Source organism: Novosphingobium sp. NFX11 (assembly GCF_057376415.1).
In genome coordinates, this window is record NZ_CP080384.1 from 712,246 (window position 1) to 731,403 (window position 19,158).

Genomic DNA, 19,158 nt, shown 5'->3' on the forward strand with positions numbered 1-19,158 from the left:
CAAACTCCCAAAACCGCTCAGGCTGGGCCTGTCGAAGCCGCCTCCTGCATACGCCAGCTGAGCCCATGAAAGGCGCGATTTCCCTGCGCTTCCGCCTGCTGCTGGCGATGTTCGGGCCGCTGGCGGCGCTGGCGCTGGTGCTGGGGCTACTCGGCTGGGTACTGATTTCCGACGTCGTGCGCCGCACCAACGACCGCGTGCTGGGCGGTGCGCTGGGCGCCATTGCCGAAACCGTGCAGGTGGAGCGCGGCGAAGTCACTCTCGACCTGCCGCCCGCCGCTTTCGGCATGCTGGAGAACTCCGAGCGCGACAACGTCTATTACCGGATCGCGGTGGGGCGCACGCTACTGACCGGCTACGCGGACTTGCCCGCGCCCGACATTTCCGTGCTCTCCGTCGATGAGCCGCGCTTCCGTTTCGCGCAGTTTCGCGGCCAGCGCATCCGCATAGCCGAGATCCGCCGCAACTTGCCGCGCATCGATGAGCCTGTGGTGGTGCAGGTGGCCGAGACTCTGCAGAACCGTAATTCCCTGCGCGACAAGCTGATGATCGCGCTGCTGATCGGCGAGTGCGTGCTGGTCGGCATCGTGCTCCTGCTGATCCGCCCCGCGCTCGGGTGGAGCCTGCGGCCACTCTCGGACCTGCGCGGCGTGATCGAGGCGCGTGATACCCGCGCCGCACCCGATCTCTCGCCGCTGCGCACCGGACCGTTGCCGACCGAACTGCGCCCGCTGTCGCGCTCGTTCGACCGGCTTCTGGCGCGGCTTGACGACGCCACCACCGGCATGCGCCGCTTCACCGCCGATGCTTCGCACCAGATGCGCACGCCGCTCTCGGTGCTCAAGGTGCAGGTCGCGCTGGCGCGGCGCGGCTCGGGTGAGGCGCTGCACGAGATCGAGGAGGCGACCGACCGCCTCGAACGCCTACTGACGCAGCTCCTCACGCTTGCCCGTGCCGACGAGGCGGGGGTGCTGCCGCCTGACCACGAGATCGATCTCAAGGAACTGAGCCAGCACGTGATCTCCCGCCGCATCCGGCAGGCGATCGAGGCGGACGTCGAATTGCTGCTCGAGGCCGGAGACGGGCCTTACCGCATCCACGGACATCGCACGCTGGTGTTCGAGATGCTGTCCAACCTCGTCGACAACGCGATCCGCTACAATCGCCCCGGTGGCATGGCGCAAATCGAACTGAGTGCGGAAGCGGGCGTGGTCCGGCTCGCGGTGGTCGATACCGGCCCCGGCATTCCGGCCGAACTGCGCGAGATGGCGATGTCGCGCTTCGCCCGGCTGCAGGGCGAGCGCGGGCCGCCCGGCAGCGGCCTCGGCCTGGCCATCGTCAAGTCCACCGCCGAGCGCATGGGCGCACAGCTCGAACTCGGCGATGCGACGCCGGGCCTGTGGGTGACGGTGACTTTCACGGTTTGACGATCGCTGCCATCTCGCTGGTGGTCATGCGGAAATCCGGGCACTATGATGGGACAATTCACCCTCGCGCTTTCATGGAGCGCAATTTCACGGGGCACGTCCGCATGAGCCTGCAGATCCTCCTGGTCGAGGACGATTCCCACCTTCGCCGCCAGCTTACCGAGCAACTCGGGCATTTCGAGCACGAGGTGCAGCCGGCCGGGGACGGGCAGGAGGCGCTGTCGCTGCTGGGCAGACGGCCCTTCGACGCGGTTGTGCTCGACTGGATGCTGCCGACGATGGACGGCGTCACGCTGCTGCGGGAGATGCGCGGCCAGGGCATGACCATGCCGGTGCTGATGCTGACCGCGCTTGGCCAGACGCTCGACAAGGTCGAGGGGCTGGAGGCGGGCGCCGACGACTACGTGGTGAAGCCGGTCGATCCGCTCGAACTGAACGCGCGGCTCAATGCCCTCGTGCGGGCGCGGCGTACGACCGAGCAGCCCAGTGATACGATTGCTGCGGGCGATATCGTGATCAGCCCCTCGCGCCTCATGGTCTGGCGCGGCGGACAGCCGCTGGCGCTTTCGCAGACCGAGTTCCGGCTACTGCTGGCCCTCGCACGCGATGCCGGCGAAGTGGTGACGCGGCCCATGCTGATCGAGCGGATCTGGGGGCAGGACTTCGAGACCACGACCAACATCGTCGATGCCCATATACGCCAGTTGCGCGTCAAGCTGTTGCAGCACGGTGACGATCCGATCGCCACCGTGCGCGGCATGGGGTACGTGCTGCGGGCATGAGGCCGCTCCCCGATCCCTGCGCGGCCTCACCGTGGTGTTCCTCGCGCTGTTCCTGACGGTGACGGCGCTGGCGGGGTTCGGAACCTTCTTCGCGACCGCCTCGATGGTGCGGGTGCTGGTGGATGAGCGCATCGAGTCGGAGAGTGAGACGCTGGTGCCCAAGGGGACCACGCCCGATCGCGGGGAACTCAGCCGTCATATCGTGGAGATGGCACGGCAGCGCGATACCGGCGACCTCGGCGTGCTGCTGAGCGATGCGCAGGGCAACCCCATCGTCGGCAACGTCCGGCTGAACCGGGAACTGCCGCTGGGCTACTCCTCGCTCGGACGGGACGACCGTATCGAGGGCCTGAGTGCGGGCCGCGTGTGGGTGCGCGAGATCGGCGGCGGGATGCGCCTTGCCGTCTTCGCCGAGACCGAGCCGGTCGACAATTACTTCGCCATGCGTCGGCGCATCTACTTCGCCGGGTTCGGCGCCATCGTGCTGGTGGTGCTCGCCGGACTGCTGGCGTTTCGGCGGCTGGTCGGCAAGCGTATCGATGCGGTGCGCCAGACGGCGGAATCGATCATCGAGGGCGATCTGGCCCAGCGCGTCCCGATGCCCGGCGATGGCGGCGAGTTCGATCAGCAGGCGGGGGCCTTCAACCGCATGCTCGACCGCATCGGCCAGCTCATGGGCGAAATCCGCAACGTCTCCAACGATATCTCGCACGAGATGCGCACTCCGCTGGCGCGGCTCCGCAACGAACTCGCGCTGCTGGAGCAGAGCGCCGCTGCCGAGCCGGTGCGGGAGCGGGTGGCCATGGCGCGCATGCAGGCGGACGAACTGCTCGGCATGTTCTCCGCGATGTTGCGGATCGCCGAGATCGAGGACGGATCGCGCCGGGCCGGTTTTCGGCCGCTCGACATGGGCGAACTGGTAGCGGAGATCGTCGAGATGGTGCAGCCCGTCGCGCAGGAGCGTGGCCAGCGCGTGCTGATGGAACGCGCCGACGAGGCGAAGCTTGTCGGCGACCGGCAACTCCTGTCGCAGCTGCTGGTCAACATGCTGGAGAACGCCGTCCGGCACACACCTTCGGGCACGCGGATCAGGGTCTCGGTTGCGCGCGAAGCGGAAGCGGTGATGCTTGTGGTCACTGACGATGGCCCGGGAATCCCGGCAAGCCAGCGCGAGCATGTGATGCGCCGGTTCGGGCGCGTCGAGCGGGCGGGGCAGGCCGGTGGTCAGGGCGGTGGCCATGGTCTGGGTCTACCGCTGATGGAGGCGATCGTGCGCCTCCACCGGGGGCGCTGGCGCTGGAGGACGCCGGGCCGGGCCTGCGCATCGTGGCGAGATTGCCGGTTTGAGCGCATTCCTCCCTGTCGCGCAGCGATGGGGAGGTAGCAGCGACGCAGTCGCTGACGGAGGGGCCTTGCAACCCCTCCACCACCCGCTGCACGGGCGTCACCCTCCCCATCGCTGCGCGACAGGGAGGATGCTGACAGCGCAAAAAGACCGGCGTGACACGGGGGAGGCGTCACGCCGGTCCAGTAGCTGATCGCGCGGGGGCTGTTTGAGCGGCTATCCCATCGTGAAAGGGCAGATGCTCGCCCGCGCGATCCGCAATGTCCCCCCGGCCCGCGAAAGCCGGGGAAATCGTCAGAACGCGATGCTCGCGTCGAGGCCGAAGGTGCGCGGCGCGTTGAAGTTGCCGTAGTCGCCTAGGATATTGTTCACCGAGCCGGTGGTCACGCTGGTGGTCGGCGCGCCGGGCAGGCTGTTCGACGGGTCGCGGCGGAACACGTACTGTTCGTTGAAGATGTTGCGGCCCCACACGCCCAGCGTCAGCTTCTGGTTGCCCACGCCGATGTCGGCCAGCGAGATGCGTCCGTTGAAGATCAGCGAGGCGTCGTTCTTGGTGGCGAACTGGTCGAAGGCCTGGGTCGCCTGCGAGTAGTTGCCGTCGAAGTGGAACTTCAGCTTCGTGTCGTTGCCGCCGATCGGCAGCACGTAATCGATCGAGCCGCTCGCCGCGTTGCGCGGGGTGAACACGATGTAGAACTGCTGGTCGACCGTGGTGCTGGCGCCGTTGGTGCCGGTGTAGGTGATCGGTACAAGCGGGATGTGCGTGTAGGTGTAGGCGTAGGACGCGTTCAGCGTCAGGCCGTCGATCGGCTCCAGCGTCAGGTCCGCTTCGATGCCGCGGATCTTGGTGGTCCCGGGTGCATTGATGGTCACCAGGTTGTTGTAGTTCGAGCCGTTGAACGACTGGATCGAGCTGATGTCGACCTGGCTGTTCTTGCGGTCCATGATGTAGCCGGCCAGATTGAAGCGGGCGCGGTGATCCCAGAAGTCGCTCTTGAGGCCGATTTCGTAGGACTTCACGTCCTCCGGATTGAACGCCTGGTAGTTCGCGGTGCGCGAGGATGCGCCGCCTGCGCGGTAGCCGGTTGCGTACTTAGCATAGACATGCAGGTCGTCCGACACGTCGTAGGCGAGGGTCGCCATCGGGTTGAAGCGGTTCCACTTCTTGTCGAGCGGCGAGTATCCCGCGGCTGCGGCAGCTGCAGTGTTGGTGTCGTAGTTGACGTTGCGCGAGAAGTGCAGGACGCCCTTCTTCTCGTCATGCGTGTAGCGGCCGCCGACGGTTAGGTGGAGCTGCTCGGTGGCGTTGTAGGTCAGCTGGCCATAGGCGGCGTAGCTCTTCGACCACACTTCCGAGGCGCGGTCGATCGAGCGGCAGCCGACGTCCGAACCGAACCCGCTCGAGCCGGTGCACGAGTCGAGGATCGTGTAGACCGCCTGGCCGGCGCTGTTGAGGTAGACGCCGTTCGAGTTCGGCGTCGCCGCGTCGTCGCTGACGTGCTCGTTGAAGTAGAACAGGCCGGCGACGTAGTCGATCTTGCCCACGGTGCCGACGGCCTGCAGTTCCTGGCTGAACTGGCGCTGGCGCAGGTCGGCAAGGCTGTAGCGGCTGAAGCCGCAGGGCTTGGCCTCGGTGCAGGCGGAGGTCAGGGTGACGACCGGCACGCGGTGCGCGCCGCCCGAGTTGTCCCACTGCGTCGCATCGACGCCGCGCCAGGCGGTGATCGCGCGGATCTCGATCTCGGGCGAGGCCGCCCACTTGAGGGTGTTGGTGAAGCCGTGGGTCTTGTCGACGCTGGGCTGCTGCGGCACGCCGATGTCGGCGGTCTTCATGCGGGTCTTGCCGTTGACGACAACGCCGGGAAGCAGCGGCTTAACGGTGCCGGTCAGGTTGGTGTACTGGGTGCCGGGCAGGGTGCACGCCGCGCTGGCGGCCTGGGTGCCGGCGACGCAGCCATTGGGGTTGTAGTTCAGCAGCTGGCTGTAGAACGGCGTGTTGGCATCGCGCGCGACGTCGTACGAGAAGTCGTCGGTGATGCCGTCGATCGGCTGCCAGCGCACGGCGACCCGGCCGCCCTTGCGGTGGTACTGGTTGAAGCCGGCCTGGCCTTCGAGCGGGTTCTTGGTGGTCGGGTCCTGGTGCTGCAGCACGCCGTCCAGCTTGACCGAGAAGCCGGCCATTTCCGGCAGGTCGAGGTGGATGCTGCCGTTGTAGGCGCCGTAGTTGCCGACGCCGCCATCAATGCGGCCGCCGAACTCGCCGGTGGGGGCCTTCGAGACGATGCTGAGCGCGCCGCCTTCGGTGTTGCGGCCGAACAGGGTGCCCTGCGGACCCTTGAGAACTTCGACGCGCTCGACGTCGAACAGCGCGGCGTTGAGGCCGTGCTGGCGGCCCATGTAGACGCCGTCCACGTAGATGCCGACGCCCTGTTCACGCGCGGGCTGGTTGGCGTCGAGCGGCACGATACCGCGGATACCGATTGTCAGCGCGCTCTGGCGCGCCTCGAAGGTCGCAACGCGCAGCGACGGCACGCCGCCGTCGGCGAGGTCATAGAGGCTCTGGACGTGGCGGTCCTTGAGCGCTGCCTGGCTGACGACCGCGATGGCGATCGGGGTTTCCTGAAGATTGGTCTCGCGCTTGGTCGCGGTGACGACGATGTCGCCGAGGCCCGAATCCGCTGCTGCGTCCGCCGCAGCGTCGGCTGCGGGAGCATCGGCCCAGGCGCTCGAGGCGTTCATGCTGGCGAGGATCGAGCCGGCGAGCAGCGTCGCGCGGACAACCTTATTCATCATGTTGAATTTCCACCCTTTTTTGGCAGAATTTGTCTGCCTCGGGGCGGCTAATATGGCTGCATCACGACAGTTGTATGGAAGTTCGATGACATCTGAGTCGCGCGACCTTCATCTTCGTCTCATGTTCGAGGCAAGTGCTTGGAAGACCGGCGTAATATACGGCGGCAACATTTTGAAAAAATCTCTGCGGCCGGGCTATTGCAAGGATTTGGCCGCTGCCAACTCGTGATTGTCCAGCAGCTTGATAGCTGAAGGCGAGCGAGGCGTTATCTCTCGCCTCTGCCTCTTCAGCCTGCCTCGTGGGTGAAATTTCACCCGGCGCGCCGTAAGTTATTGCAGCAAGTGCGAATCAGTTGCAACAAAGAGCGGTGTTTCGATGGGTTTTCGGACCAATTCTGGGGAAGCGTGACACGATGGTTAATTCGGCTGCTGGCATGATGCTGACCTCGGAGAAAGGCTGAGGTGGCTGCGGTCATTTCCGGCACCGCACATATCGATCACCCGGCGCCCGCTGCCTGGACGACCGGCGGCCTGTTCACCGTCGGCTTTCTGGGGGTGACTGCGGGCATCCAGATGAGTGATCGAGGGCTGCAGGCGATCGTGCTGTCGGCGATCCAGCACAGTTTCGCTGTGAGTGACGCGACGATCGGCGCTCTGCAGGGACTGGCGGGAGTACTTGTGGGAAGTGCCGTCGCGGTGCCGGTCGCGCGGCTGGCTGACCGTTTTTCGCGCAAGCTGGTGCTGCTGGGCCTGATCGTCGCCTGGACGACACTGATGGTGGTGAGTGCGGTGGCACCTGATTTTCCCCTGTTTTTCGTGGGGCGCGCCGCTGCGGGGGTTACCGAGTTCGCGATGATCCCGATTGTCTATTCGCTGATACCGGATCTTGCGCCGGAGCGGTACCGCGTTGCCGCCAACCTGACTTTTGCGGCCCTGATGGCGGCAGGCGCCAGTGCGGGGTTCTACTTCGGGAGTGCCATCGTCTCGATCGGTGAGGCTTTGATTCCCGGCGACATGGAAGCGTGGCGCAAGGCCATGCTGCTGCTGTCGTCCGCAGGGTTGCCCCTGTTGCTGCTGGGCTTGCTGGCAACCGACCCGCCGCGCCATATCGCGGTGGCCAATGTGCAGGCGCAGGGCTCGCTGCCAGCGTTCCTGCGTGAGCGTTGGCAGGCGGTCGGGCTGTTCGTGGGCGTGGCCGGCAGCCTGATGATCGCAGTGCAGGCGCTCAATCCACTGATCGCGCTGGCGCTGGAGCGCAGGTTCAACGCAGGCATGGGGCCGATCGGTCACGCTCTGGGGGTAGTGACCTTGGCGACCAGCATCGGATGTTTGCCCGTGGCGGGGGTGCTTGATCGTTTGTTGCGCAAACGAATGGGCCTTGCTGCCAGGCCGCTGATCATGGGCTTAAGTGCGCTTGCTGCCGTGCCTTGCGCGGCTTTGCTGTTGGCAGCGTCGGACATCGATCAGGCGCTGTTCGCGGTAGTCCTTTTCCTGTTCCTCACCTGCACCGCCAATGCGCTCGTCCCCACGATGCTGCAGGACCTGACACCGGCTTCGCTGCGCGCCCGCAGTTTCGCGATCTGGAGCTTCGTCGTTTCGGTGTTCTGCGCGGTCGGTCCTCTGGTGGCGGGCATGCTTTCCGACCTGCTGCTGAACGGGCGGCTGCTGTCGGCCATTGCGATCACTGCCGTGCCTGCGTTGATCGTGTCATGCGGTTGCGCGGTGCGTTCGGTGATCGTTCAGGGCCGAGTGATTGCGCGCTGGACTGCCTGCTCGGACCGGTAAGTAACCGCCGGGGGCACGGTCATCGTCATCGCGTCAAAGGCTAGCATCGTCGCGGCACCCGGCGGCAGTTAGCTTCAGACGGCATGTCGGCGCTGAAATGATGGCAAGGCTTTTCGGATTTGTTGAATGATCCGTGCGAGATTTTTCGGCTGATTGAGATTTTTGGATCAAGGTAACGACGAATGGACAGGGAAACTCCCTTACAGCATCCACCGTGACCAAGGACCGAACGCCATGACCATTCATTCCTCGCTTAGCCCGGAGTACGACGTTGAAGGCGTCGAGCAGGTCATTCTGCCTCCGGTGCGTGATCTGGGAGACGGTTTCCAAGTGCGCCGGGCCTTGCCGAGTGCGCAGCGCCGCATGGTCGGTCCTTTCATCTTCTTCGACCAGATGGGCGAGGCGGTGTTTCGTAGCGGCGAAGGGCTTGATGTCCGTCCTCACCCACATATTGGCCTTTCGACGGTCACCTACCTCATCGAAGGCGAAATCCTTCATCGCGACTCGCTCGGCTCGCTGCAGACCATCCGGCCGGGCGAAGTGAATTGGATGACGGCAGGCAGCGGCATCGTGCATTCCGAACGGACCTCTGCAGACAATCGCGCCAAGGGCGGCAAGCTGTTCGGTCTGCAAACCTGGGTTGCTCTGCCGAAGGAAGCGGAAGAAACCGCTCCGGCCTTCTCGCATCACAAGGCTCACGAGATTCCCGTCACCGAAGATACAGGCACACGCCTGACCCTGATCGCGGGCAGTTCGGACGGCATGACTTCGCCGCTCAAGACTTGGTCCGACATGGTCTATGCCGACATCCACATGCAGGACGGTGCGCGCTATCGCGTCAAGGCCGAGCATATCGAACGCGCGATCTACGTGGTTTCCGGCACCGTCGAGGTCGAAGGCCAGACCGGGACTTTCGTGGCGGGTCAGCTTGTGGTGTTCAAGCCGGATGCCGAAGTAGTCCTGCGTGCCCGGGCAGGTGCTCGCCTGATGCTCCTGGGTGGTGAACCCCTGCCTGAAAAGCGGCACGTCTTCTGGAATTTCGTTTCGTCATCGGCCGATCGGATCGAGCAGGCCAAGGAGGACTGGCGCGAACAGCGGTTCGCTTCCGTCCCGCACGAGCACGAATTCATTCCCCTTCCGGCATAAGGACAGCGATCATGGCACATGGAACCGCACATATCGGCGATACGCCCTGGCGCACCGAGATCGTCGTCGGTGGCCACCGGATCACAGCAGACGAACCAGCAGCATTGGGAGGGCAGGGCGCCGGGCCAGCCCCTTATGATCTTCTGCTTGCCAGCCTCGGCGCCTGCACCGCGATCACGCTTAAGATGTATGCGGCGCGAAAGGGCTGGCCGTTGCAGGCGCTGGATGTCGAATTGCATCTGGCCGGCGGGAAGGACACCATGCGGATCGACCGCAAGCTTGTGATCGCGGGCCTGGATGACGATCAGAAGGCCCGGCTTGCCGACATTGCAGAACGCACGCCGGTGACCCTGACGCTTAAGGCGGGCGTACCGATCGACACCACGCTCGCCTGAGGCCTCGCACTTCCGGCTTGTCTGCGAAGCCGCTCAGAAGTTCTTTCGCAGTTCGACGAATGCGGTGCGTGGCCGTCCGACGAACGCGCCGCGGATCTCGTCCAGGGTCGATACGGCATAGGTCCGATCGAAATGTTCTCGACCCGCAGTATGACCTCGGCAAAGTCCAGCCTCTTCGTGATCGTCCCGTCAAAGATGGCATAGCCGTCGATCCGGTTCCCGCGCCGATCCGACTGCTTCGAAACGGACCTGGCACCTGCATCAACGAGAGGTCAGGCACCAGCCGCGCGTGTTTCCATCCAGTCAATAATCAGGTCTGCGATCTGCAGGTTGTTTCGATCCTGCATCATGAGATGTGTATTGCCGTGAATGCCCAGTTCCGGAGGATGGAGCATCTCTGCTTGGCCGCCTGCCTTCTTCAATCTGGCGATCAGTCGCTTACATTCCTGGAACCGTTCGGGCCAGTCCGACCCCTTGTTTCCGGTCGGCGTGTCGAGGTGATCGCCATATACGACCAATAGCGGGATCGTTGCGAGTGTAGCGATCTGGTCGGCTGTATAGATTTCGGCGTTGCATCGGCCGGGTTCGACCAGGACCATTGCCCTGACCGCCTTGGGATCGAGAAGAGCTGCTTCGAGCGGATAATCTCCAGCCTGCGAATGGCCGAGAAGGATCGCGCCGTTCAGCTTCTTCGCGAGCGCAGCAAGCGCCTTGTAGTTTGGATTTGGGGAGGGAAGCGATGCGATCAGGTCCGGCACGCCCTGGCGGGACAGGGCACTGACCGCTTCGATAGGATACTGGGTATCCGGATAGGGCTTGGTTGCGTCGGGGCCGATACGAAAGTTGATCCACGATGCGATGCGGTCACCCATGCGAGTGATCTTTGGCTGCTTGTCGGGGCTCGCCTGGCCTGCGCCGACACGATTGAAGATGGACTGGTCGAAGCCGGAGCGTCCCCGACCCACTTGATCGACCACATAGGTTGGATGGGAGCGACGCACGAAATACTCGAACCAACCCATCCGGCCGTCGGGTGTGGTATCAAACCCGGCTCCGCTTTGGCCCGCACCGTGGATCAGGACGATTGGCGCCTTGGTCGCACCGACCGGCTCCATGTATTCGACATACATCTGGCCGATCGTCACACGATCCGCTGCCCGCTGACTTCCGAGCTCGACGAAGGTTTGCTCTATACCTTCACCACCGACGAAAAAGCTTCCTCGAGCCTTCAACTGAAGGGGCTGTTCATTGATATTCGGCGTTTCGATTTCATTTGCCATCACAGGTCCCGCTACCATCGCCAAACTCAAGGCCACGACCGGCAGCCGGTGACTGCCCCGCCACCGGTTGCGCATGATTAAGCCCTACCCGTAGGATGTTCGGAGCCGCCCCATACCGGCAGACCGGGGGCTGGCACGCCATCATGAAGGTCGCGGTTGCGTTGACCTTGGCCGAAAGCGCCATAGGGGTAGCCGCCGGGCGTTGGGCGGCTGACGGCCTCAAGGGCTGCCGAAGCGGCATCGTCCAATGTCAGCTCGGCCGCAGCGATCGAATCCTTCAACTGAGCCATGTTGCGCGCGCCGAAAATCGGAGCCGTCACGCCGGGCCGGTCCGCGATCCAGCTCAAGGCCACCTGCGATGGCGTCGCGCCGATCTCGTTCGCAATACGCATGACCTCGGCAATCGTTGCCCAATTGCGGTCGATGTTGGCGTATTCCTCGCACACCCATTGATAAAGCTTGTTGTCCGAGCCCGCACGGGTGCCGACCGCGGGTTTCAAACCGCGTTTATATTTGCCGCTCAGGAAGCCGCCTGCGAGCGGTGACCAGGGAGCATGCCCAGACCATTGTGGACGGCCGCAGGCACAATCTCATATTCGCATTCCCGTGAAAGAAGGCTGTACTGTGGTTGCAGGCTGACGGGCAGGGGGCGCCCATAGCCTTTGCGATCGACACGAAGAGCTGCAACTCCCAGCCGGTGAAGTTGGAAATGCCGATGTAATGAATCTTGCCTGCCTGGACCGCGTCGGCGAGAAATCCGAGCGTCTCCTCCATCGGCGTCTTCATGTCGGAGGCATGCAATTGATAGAGGTCGACGTTTTCGACGTTCATGCGCTTGAGTGATGCGTCCAGCGCACGATGAAGGGTCCTTCGCTGTTGATTGCCACTGAGAAGTGACCCGGGGGCGTATAAATTACCATTGAGAATTGACCCATGTTTCCCTCGCCTCCGGCTGCCAGTCGGAGGGTCTTGGAGTGATCAACATGGACTTACTCAGTGTGATCCGCCGTTGGCATTTCCGGCAGAAGATCCCCATTCGGGAGATCAAGCGCCGGACCGGCCTATCCCGCAACACCATCCGTAAATATCTGCGTTCCGATGTGGTTGAGCCCAGCTTCAAGGTTCCGTTGCGGCCCAGCAAACTCGATCCCTTCGCGGACAAGCTAACCGCTTGGCTGCGGGTGGAATCCAAGAAATCCCGCAAACAGAAGCGGACCGCCAAGCAGTTGCACGCCGATCTGGTAAAGCTGGGATATGATGGCTCTTACAACCGGGTTGCGGCTTTTGCCCGACGATGGCGAACCGAACTGCAGTATGAGCATCAGACCAGCGGGCGTGGGACATTCGTACCTCTGGTCTTTCCGCCTGGCGAGGCGTTCCAGTTCGACTGGAGCGAGGATTACGCCGTGCTGGGCGGCAAGCCCACGAAGCTGCAGGTCGCTCATACCAAGCTGGCACATAGCCGCGCCTTTATCGTGCGAGCCTATCTGCTTCAGACCCATGAGATGCTGTTCGACGCGCTGACGCAGGCATTCCGGGTGCTGGGCGGCGTGCCCCAGCGCGGGATCTTCGACAATATGAGGACCGCTGTCGACAAGATCGGGACCGGGAAGGCACGGCAGGTCAACGCGAGGTTTGCCGCCATGGCCAGCCATTATCTGTTCGAGACCGATTTCTGCAATCCGGCTTCAGGCTGGGAGAAGGGACAGGTCGAGAAGAACGTTCAGGACGCTCGGCGCCGGTTGTGGCAACCGATGCCCAGCTTCCGCGATCTGGCTGAGTTGAACGCCTGGCTGGAAGAACAGTGCATCGCCCAATGGGGCGAGATCCAGCATGGTGTCATGCCCGGCACCGTGGCTGATGTGCATGCCGAGGAAGTTTCCTGCCTGATGCCGCTGGGCCGGCCCTTCGATGGCTTTGTCGAGCAGATCAAGCGCGTGTTGTCGCGCGGCGATCTGGATGAGAAAGCGCGACAATCAAGATGAGAATCCGGTGTGTCGGGATCGGCGTAGGGCGTAGCCCGTAGCCGGTCCCGACACACCGGAGGCACTCTTTGCCGGGTGCCTGTGATGGTCGTGGTGGCCGCTATGCATCGGTTTTCCGGGGAGGAGGACTGGGCGTGTGGCCGGCCGACACATCAACGATCATCAAGTGAGGCTTTTCATGACCAACAGACGTTATGACCCCGTCGCGCTGGCGGCGGCGAAGGCCGGGTTCAGTCCGGCGACGGGCTATCGGGTTCTGCAGGACACCCGGCTGCCATCACAGCGGCAAACACCGCGCAGCCGGCGCCGACCCGATCCGCTTGCCGGTATTTTCGATGAAGTTGTCGTGCCGATGTTAGAGGCTGCCCCGGGCCTTCGGCCCATAGCGATCTTCGAGGAGCTGCGGCGCCGATATCCCGAGACGGAGTTCGGCTCCCGGCGAACCCTGGAGAGGCGCATTCGCGACTGGCGCGCCATGAACGGGCAAGATCGCGAAGTCATTTTCCGGCAAGTGCATGAGGCCGGGCGGCTCGGCCTGTCCGATTTCACGTGCATGGACGATCTGGGAGTTTCCATCGCCGGACAGCCCCTGGACCATCTGCTCTATCACTTCCGGCTTCCTTGTGGCGGCTTCGAACACGGGCACATCATCCTGGGCGGCGAGAGCTTCGTCGCCTTGGCCGAAGGGCTGCAGAACGCGCTCTGGTCCGCAGGTGGTGCGCCGAAGCTTCATCGTACCGACAGCCTCTCGGCCGCCTTCCGCAATCTGGACGCTGATGCCAGGATCGACCTGACCAAGCGTTATGACGCGCTCTGTGACCATTATGGAATGGAGCCCACGAGGAACAACCGGGGCGTTGCCCATGAGAACGGCGCGATCGAGAGTGCCCATGGCCATATCAAGGCTGCCATAAGGGATGCGCTGCTGCTGCGCGGCAGTGGCGACTTCGCCGACCTTGCCGACTATCGCCGCTTCATCGACGAGGTCGTAAATGCGCGCAACCGGCGGCACGGCCCCGGGATCGATGCCGAACGCAAGTTCCTGCGGCCGCTGCCGGACGTGCGCACCACCGATTACGAGGAGATCCTCGTGACGGTCACATCCTCGGGCGGCTTCACGTTGCGCAAGGTGTTCTACACGGTCCCATCCCGCCTGATCGGGCACCGTTTGCGGGCTCGCCTGTATGATGACCGCCTCGACCTCTTCATCGGCGGCACGAGACTCATGACCCTGCCGCGCGGACGCGCAGGCATGAACGGGAAGCACGGCCACGTTGTCGATTACCGTCACGTGATCCATTCTCTGCGCCGTAAGCCCATGGCACTGCTAGGGCTGGTCTATCGCGATAGCCTGTTCCCGCGAGAGGCCTATCGCCTGATGTTCGACCACCTGCTGGAAGTTCAGGGCGAGCGGGAAGCCTGCCGCACCACCGTCGAACTTCTGGCCATGGCTCACGAGCGTGCATGCGAAGCTGAACTCGCGGGGCTCCTGACCGAGGACCTGGCGGCGCGCCGAACGCCCTGCCTGACAACCTTGCGGGCCCGGTTCTGTCCGGACCCTGCCGATCTGCCCGAAGTCGTGGTCGAACTGGTGCCGCTCTCGATCTACGACGGACTTATCGAACAGGGAGAAGCCGCATGAACGCAACTCCCATGATTGATGCACAGCGTCTCAGCCTCATGCTCAACGAACTGCGCTTGCCCACCATCAAGCACATCTGGGGGGACTTCGCCGCCCAGGCAGACAAGGAAGGATGGCCCGCCAGCAGATTCCTCGCCGCGCTGGCCGAGCACGAACTTGCCGAACGCGATCGGCGTCGGATCGAACGCCACCTGGCAGAGGCACATCTACCCGCAGGCAAGACCCTCGACTGCTTCGCCTTCGATGCCGTGCCGATGATCTCCAAGGCCCAGGTCATGGCCCTGTGCGCTGGCGATGGTTGGCTCGAGCAAGGTGCCAACCTCATCCTGTTCGGTCCGCCCGGCGGCGGCAAAACCCACCTCGCCGCAGCTATCGGCCTAGCGCTGGTAGAGCGGGGCTGGAGGGTTTTGTTCACCCGGACCTCCGACCTCGTGCAACGCCTGCAGGTCGCGCGGCGCGAACTCGCGCTCGAATCCGCGATGGCCAAGCTCGACAAATACCACCTGCTGGTTCTCGACGACTTCGCCTACATCTCGCGCGACCAAGCCGAGACATCGGTGCTCTTCGAGTTGATCAGCGCACGCTACGAGCGACGGTCGTTGCTGATCACCGCCAACCAGCCCTTCGGCGAGTGGAACAGGGTCTTCCCCGATCCCGCGATGACGCTCGCCGCTGTCGACAGGCTCGTCCACCACGCCACCATCTTCGAGATGAACGTCGAAAGTTACCGGCGGCGCACCGCTCAGGCCAGACGCGCCGGTGCCGGGCGGCCCGCCGCATACACTACGCCAAAGGTTCTCGAGACCATCCGCGTCAATCAGGATGAGAACGACGAACTTGCCAGCGACAATCTAAACAGGCACTGATCGACGCGCCGCGACAATCACATTCTCATCCTGATTGACGCGCAATCATCATCCAGTTTGTCGCGCTACAGCGTGTCGCCAACCTGCCTCATCGCCTTCGACCGCAACCGCTATTCGGTGCCTGCTTCCTTCGCGAACCGGCCGGTCAGCCTGCGGGTCTACCCGGATCGCCTTGTCATTGTGGCCGAAGGCCAGATCGTGTGCGAACATCCCCGGCTCATCGACCGATCCCATCACAAGCCGGGACGCACAATCTATGACTGGCGGCATTATCTGGCGGTGATCCAGCGCAAGCCCGGTGCCTTGCGCAATGGCGCCCCCTTTCTCGAGATGCCCGAAGCCTTCCGACAATTGCAAAGTCATCTGCTCAAGCGCCCAGGCGGCGACAGGGAGATGGTCGAGATCCTGTCTCTCGTTCTGCATCACGACGAGCAGGCTGTGTTGAGCGCGGTCGAGTTGGCTCTGGAAGCCGGTGTCGCCACCAAGACCCACGTTCTCAACGTGTTGCATCGCCTTATCGACGGCAAGGCGCCTCCAGCTTCGCCGATCGATGCACCTCAGGCCCTGCGCCTGACCCAAGAGCCCGAGGCCAATGTCGTGCGCTATGACATGCTCAGGGAGATCTCGCCATGCGTCATGACCCCGCCAGCGCCGCGGTCATCGTCATGCTGCGCAGCCTCAAGATGTTCGGCATGGCTCAAGCCGCCGACGAACTGATCGAGCAGGGGGCGCCTGCCTTCGATGCTGCCTTGCCGATACTGGCTGGGCTCCTGAAGGCAGAGATGGCCGAACGTGAGGTCAGGTCCATCGCCTATCAGATCAAGGCGGCCCGCTTCCCGGCGTACAAGGATCTGGCTGGCTTCGACTTTGCCGCCAGCGAGATCAACGAAGCCCTCGTGCGCCAGCTTCACCAGGGTGACTTCATGGAAAACGCCGACAACGTCGTGCTGATTGGCGGCCCCGGAACCGGCAAGAGCCATATCGCCACCGCCTTGGGCGTGCAGGCTGTCGAGCATCACCGCAAGAAGGTCCGCTTCTTCTCCACGGTCGATCTGGTCAATGCGCTTGAGCAGGAAAAGACCTCGAACAGATCCGGCCAGCTGGCAGAGCGCCTGCTACGCCTCGACCTGCTCATCCTCGATGAACTGGGCTACCTGCCCTTCAGTTCATCGGGCGGCGCCATGCTCTTCCATCTGCTCAGCAAGCTGTACGAGCGCACCAGCGTCGTCATCACCACCAACCTGAGCTTCAGCGAATGGTCCGGCGTGTTCGGCGATGCCAAGATGACAACCGCACTGCTCGATCGGCTTACTCACCACTGCCACATCCTGGAAACCGGGAACGATAGCTTCCGCTTCCGCGCCAGCACCGCTGCACCCAAATCCAGAAAGGAGAAGTCAGCATCTTGAACCTGCCGGGAAACGGCAGCACATAAACCACGCCCACCCGGGTCAGTTCTCAATGGAAACCCCGGGTCACTTCTCAGTGGCAATCAACACCCGCCGCCGTCCGAGCGCTTGCAAGGCGTAGCTTTCTTCTTCTTGACGTTCTCCCCTGATTGTTACCAGTCAGAGGTAGAGTCCGGCTCCTTCATGATGGTTGGTTGAGGTGATGGCAACCTTTCCGGGGCATGCCCCGGAAAGGTTGGCCGGCTTTCTCGGCGGGGGTTCTCCCGCCCAGTTTCGAGTGTGGCCTGACGTAGTTGTAATCGTGCCGCCAGGCATCGAGCACGAAGCGAGCATGCGGCAGCGACGTGAACAGGGTCTCGTTGAGGCATTCGTCGCGCAGACGCCCGTTGAAGCTCTCGACGAAGCCGTTTTGCATCGGCTTGCCGGGTGCGATATAATGCCACTCGACCCGCCGTTCCTGCGACCAGCGCAGGATGGCTGACGAGGTCAGCTCGGTGCCGTTGTCGCTGACCACCGTATGCGGCTTGCCGCGCATCCCGATCAGCCGTGTCAGCTCCCGCGCGACCCGCACACCCGACAGCGACGTGTCGGCCACCAGCGCCAGGCATTCCCGCGTGTAGTCGTCGACCACGCACAGGATGCGGAACCGCCGGCTGCACGTCAGGGTGTCGGAGACGAAGTCGAGCGACCAACGCTGGTTCGGCCCGTCCGGCAGCACCATCGGCGCCCGCGTGCCCAGGGCGCGGTTGCGGCCACCACGGCGACGGATCCGCAGGTTCTCCTCGCGATAGACCCGCAGCAGCTTCTTGTGGTTGGGCGTCATGCCCTCGCGAGCCAGAAGATACCGAGACGCCGATAGCCGAAGCGGCGACGCTCGGCCGCCAGCTCGCGCAGACGCTGTCGCAGCGGACCATCGTCCGGACGCGACGATCGATACCGGATCACCCGCCGGCTCACGCCAACCAGGTTGCACGCCCGACGCTCGCTCAGCCCGTGATGCTCACGGGCATGGGCGACGGCATCCCGCTTAGCGCCGGGCGTCACCATTTTTTTGATGCCAGATCCTTCAGCACCACGTTGTCGAGCATGGCTTCGGCCAGCAACTTCTTCAGCCGGCTGTTCTCTTCCTCGAGCGTGCGCAGGCGCCGAGCCTCCGACACCTCCAGACCGCCATACTTCGACTTCCACTTGTAGAACGTCGCTGAGCTGATCCCGTGGCGGCGGCACACATCCGCTGTCGCCATCCCGGCCTCCTGCTCCTTCAAGATCGCGATGATCTGCTCTTCGCTGAACCTGCTGCGCTTCATTCCGTCCGACTCCTTCTCGTCGGACTCTACTCAAAATCGGTCACATTTCAGGGGAGCACGTCATTCTTCACGGCTCGGATGCCGATGTCGACAAGCATGTTGATGTGTTTCCATCAGATACGCAGGTTCGACTCCCGGTGCGTTGAAATCTACCATTGCGGGGTGATTTCGTACTAGGGCGTAGACTCATTACCCGTTGCACCAGAGACGTGCGCAAATGAGCTTGATGGCCGCGAGATAGTTGGCAGCGTCCTTGTCGTATCGCGTGGCGATGCCCCGGAACTGCTTGATCCGATTAAAGAAGCGCTCGACGAGATTACGCTGGCGGTAGAGCCATGACGAGAAGCCGAAGCGCTGCTTACGGTTGGAGCGGTTGGGAATGTTGGCCCAGATGTTTCGGGCCGCCGCCGCCTCGCGAATGGTGGTGCTGTCATAGCCCTTGTCGCCGAGCAGGGTAGCGCCCTCGGGGATGGCCTCTATCAGCGCTTCAGCTTCGCACGCATCATGGACCTGCCCACCCGTCAGTCGCAGGCCGACAGGACGTCCATCAGCGTCGACAAAAGCGTGGAGTTTGGTCGTAAGGCCGCCCCGGGAACGTCCCATGCCATGATCGCTGCATTCCCTTTTTGCCCGTCGCACCGTGCTGGTGGACGCGCATGCAAGTAGAATCGATCATCACCAACTCGCCGTTGAAACCGGCGGAAACCGCCGCCAACAATCGGTCCCACACTCCGGCCTTTCGTCAGCGGATGAACCGGTTGTAGCAGGTCGTCGATGGACCATAGCGCTCAGGGACCTCTGCCCACGGCGCACCAGAACGGAAACGCGAGAGTATCCCGTTCAGCACCCGGCGGTCATCGACGCGGGGTACTCCACGCGGCTTGTTGGGCAGCAACGGCTCGATGATGAGCCATTCCTTGTCCGTCAGTTCATACCGCCGCCGCGTCATACGCCCTCCCGTTTCCGAAGTTAGCGTCCGCGCTCGTGGTGTAATTT

13 protein-coding genes and 4 pseudogenes are annotated in these 19,158 nt (G+C 63.5%); 11 read left to right on the forward strand and 6 right to left on the reverse strand.

Features of this window, described 5'->3' with window-relative positions; all coding sequences use genetic code 11:
* Positions 1-65 precede the first annotated feature (65 nt).
* The 3 genes from KZO24_RS03735 to KZO24_RS03745 all read left to right on the forward strand — a co-directional run bounded on the left by KZO24_RS03735 (position 66) and on the right by KZO24_RS03745 (position 3,593).
* Entirely contained in the window at positions 66-1,427 is a 1,362-nt protein-coding gene (locus KZO24_RS03735) for a sensor histidine kinase (protein WP_271184772.1), read from the forward strand.
* Positions 1,428-1,531: 104 nt separating this feature from the next.
* The gene (locus tag KZO24_RS03740; protein WP_211150292.1) at positions 1,532-2,209 is read left to right on the forward strand and encodes a response regulator transcription factor; all 678 of its coding nucleotides are present in this window, start codon (positions 1,532-1,534) and stop codon (positions 2,207-2,209) included.
* A complete protein-coding gene (locus KZO24_RS03745) occupies positions 2,157-3,593 on the forward strand; it encodes a sensor histidine kinase (RefSeq protein ID WP_486486889.1) in 1,437 nt (478 codons plus the stop codon). Before KZO24_RS03740 ends, KZO24_RS03745 begins: the two co-directional genes overlap by 53 nt.
* A gap of 255 nt (positions 3,594-3,848) precedes the next feature.
* Here KZO24_RS03745 and KZO24_RS03750 read toward each other — a convergent pair whose 3' ends face one another.
* Positions 3,849-6,347, reverse strand: a complete 2,499-nt coding sequence (locus KZO24_RS03750; RefSeq protein ID WP_271184774.1) for a TonB-dependent receptor — start codon at positions 6,345-6,347, stop codon at positions 3,849-3,851.
* A gap of 462 nt (positions 6,348-6,809) precedes the next feature.
* Between KZO24_RS03750 and KZO24_RS03755 the strand changes: the two genes are divergently transcribed.
* The 3 genes from KZO24_RS03755 to KZO24_RS03765 all read left to right on the forward strand — a co-directional run bounded on the left by KZO24_RS03755 (position 6,810) and on the right by KZO24_RS03765 (position 9,673).
* Complete coding sequence (locus KZO24_RS03755) at positions 6,810-8,132, forward strand: MFS transporter (protein WP_271184775.1); 1,323 nt, start codon at positions 6,810-6,812, stop codon at positions 8,130-8,132.
* A 234-nt stretch (positions 8,133-8,366) separates the two neighbouring features.
* On the forward strand, positions 8,367-9,278 hold the full coding sequence (locus KZO24_RS03760; protein WP_271184776.1) for a pirin family protein: 912 nt from the start codon (positions 8,367-8,369) through the stop codon (positions 9,276-9,278).
* A gap of 11 nt (positions 9,279-9,289) precedes the next feature.
* Complete coding sequence (locus tag KZO24_RS03765; RefSeq protein WP_271184777.1) at positions 9,290-9,673, forward strand: OsmC family protein; 384 nt, start codon at positions 9,290-9,292, stop codon at positions 9,671-9,673.
* Positions 9,674-9,945: 272 nt separating this feature from the next.
* On the opposite strand, the gene KZO24_RS03770 is transcribed toward KZO24_RS03765, so the two are convergent.
* From KZO24_RS03770 to KZO24_RS03780, 3 genes are all read right to left on the reverse strand, one after another.
* On the reverse strand, positions 9,946-10,953 hold the full coding sequence (locus KZO24_RS03770; RefSeq protein ID WP_271184778.1) for an alpha/beta hydrolase family protein: 1,008 nt from the start codon (positions 10,951-10,953) through the stop codon (positions 9,946-9,948).
* A 77-nt stretch (positions 10,954-11,030) separates the two neighbouring features.
* Entirely contained in the window at positions 11,031-11,453 is a 423-nt protein-coding gene (locus tag KZO24_RS03775) for an aldo/keto reductase (RefSeq protein WP_486486890.1), read from the reverse strand.
* Positions 11,454-11,460: 7 nt separating this feature from the next.
* Positions 11,461-11,784 (reverse strand): aldo/keto reductase, encoded by a 324-nt coding sequence (locus KZO24_RS03780; protein ID WP_486486891.1) that lies wholly within the window; start codon positions 11,782-11,784, stop codon positions 11,461-11,463.
* A 152-nt stretch (positions 11,785-11,936) separates the two neighbouring features.
* Between KZO24_RS03780 and istA (KZO24_RS03785) the strand changes: the two are divergent.
* The 5 genes and pseudogenes from istA (KZO24_RS03785) to istB (KZO24_RS03805) form a co-directional block, all read left to right on the forward strand.
* A pseudogene (istA, locus tag KZO24_RS03785) lies at positions 11,937-12,893 on the forward strand (IS21 family transposase); the annotation flags it as partial.
* 181 nt (positions 12,894-13,074) lie between these two features.
* A complete protein-coding gene (gene istA, locus KZO24_RS03790; protein WP_486486538.1) occupies positions 13,075-14,580 on the forward strand; it encodes an IS21 family transposase in 1,506 nt (501 codons plus the stop codon).
* A complete protein-coding gene (gene istB, locus KZO24_RS03795) occupies positions 14,577-15,446 on the forward strand; it encodes an IS21-like element helper ATPase IstB (protein WP_211152302.1) in 870 nt (289 codons plus the stop codon). The genes istA (KZO24_RS03790) and istB (KZO24_RS03795) overlap by 4 nt, the downstream gene beginning before the upstream one ends.
* Before the next feature lie 72 nt (positions 15,447-15,518).
* Positions 15,519-16,086: pseudogene (locus tag KZO24_RS03800) on the forward strand (Mu transposase domain-containing protein); the annotation flags it as partial.
* Positions 16,076-16,855, forward strand: a complete 780-nt coding sequence (gene istB, locus KZO24_RS03805) for an IS21-like element helper ATPase IstB (protein ID WP_271184779.1) — start codon at positions 16,076-16,078, stop codon at positions 16,853-16,855. The pseudogene KZO24_RS03800 and the gene istB (KZO24_RS03805), both read left to right, overlap by 11 nt.
* Before the next feature lie 159 nt (positions 16,856-17,014).
* On the opposite strand, the pseudogene KZO24_RS03810 reads toward istB (KZO24_RS03805), so the two are convergent.
* Both KZO24_RS03810 and KZO24_RS03815 read right to left on the reverse strand, forming a co-directional pair.
* A pseudogene (locus KZO24_RS03810) lies at positions 17,015-18,162 on the reverse strand (IS3 family transposase).
* Between the two features lie 189 nt (positions 18,163-18,351).
* Positions 18,352-19,111 (reverse strand): annotated as a pseudogene (locus tag KZO24_RS03815) (IS5 family transposase).
* Positions 19,112-19,158 lie beyond the last annotated feature (47 nt).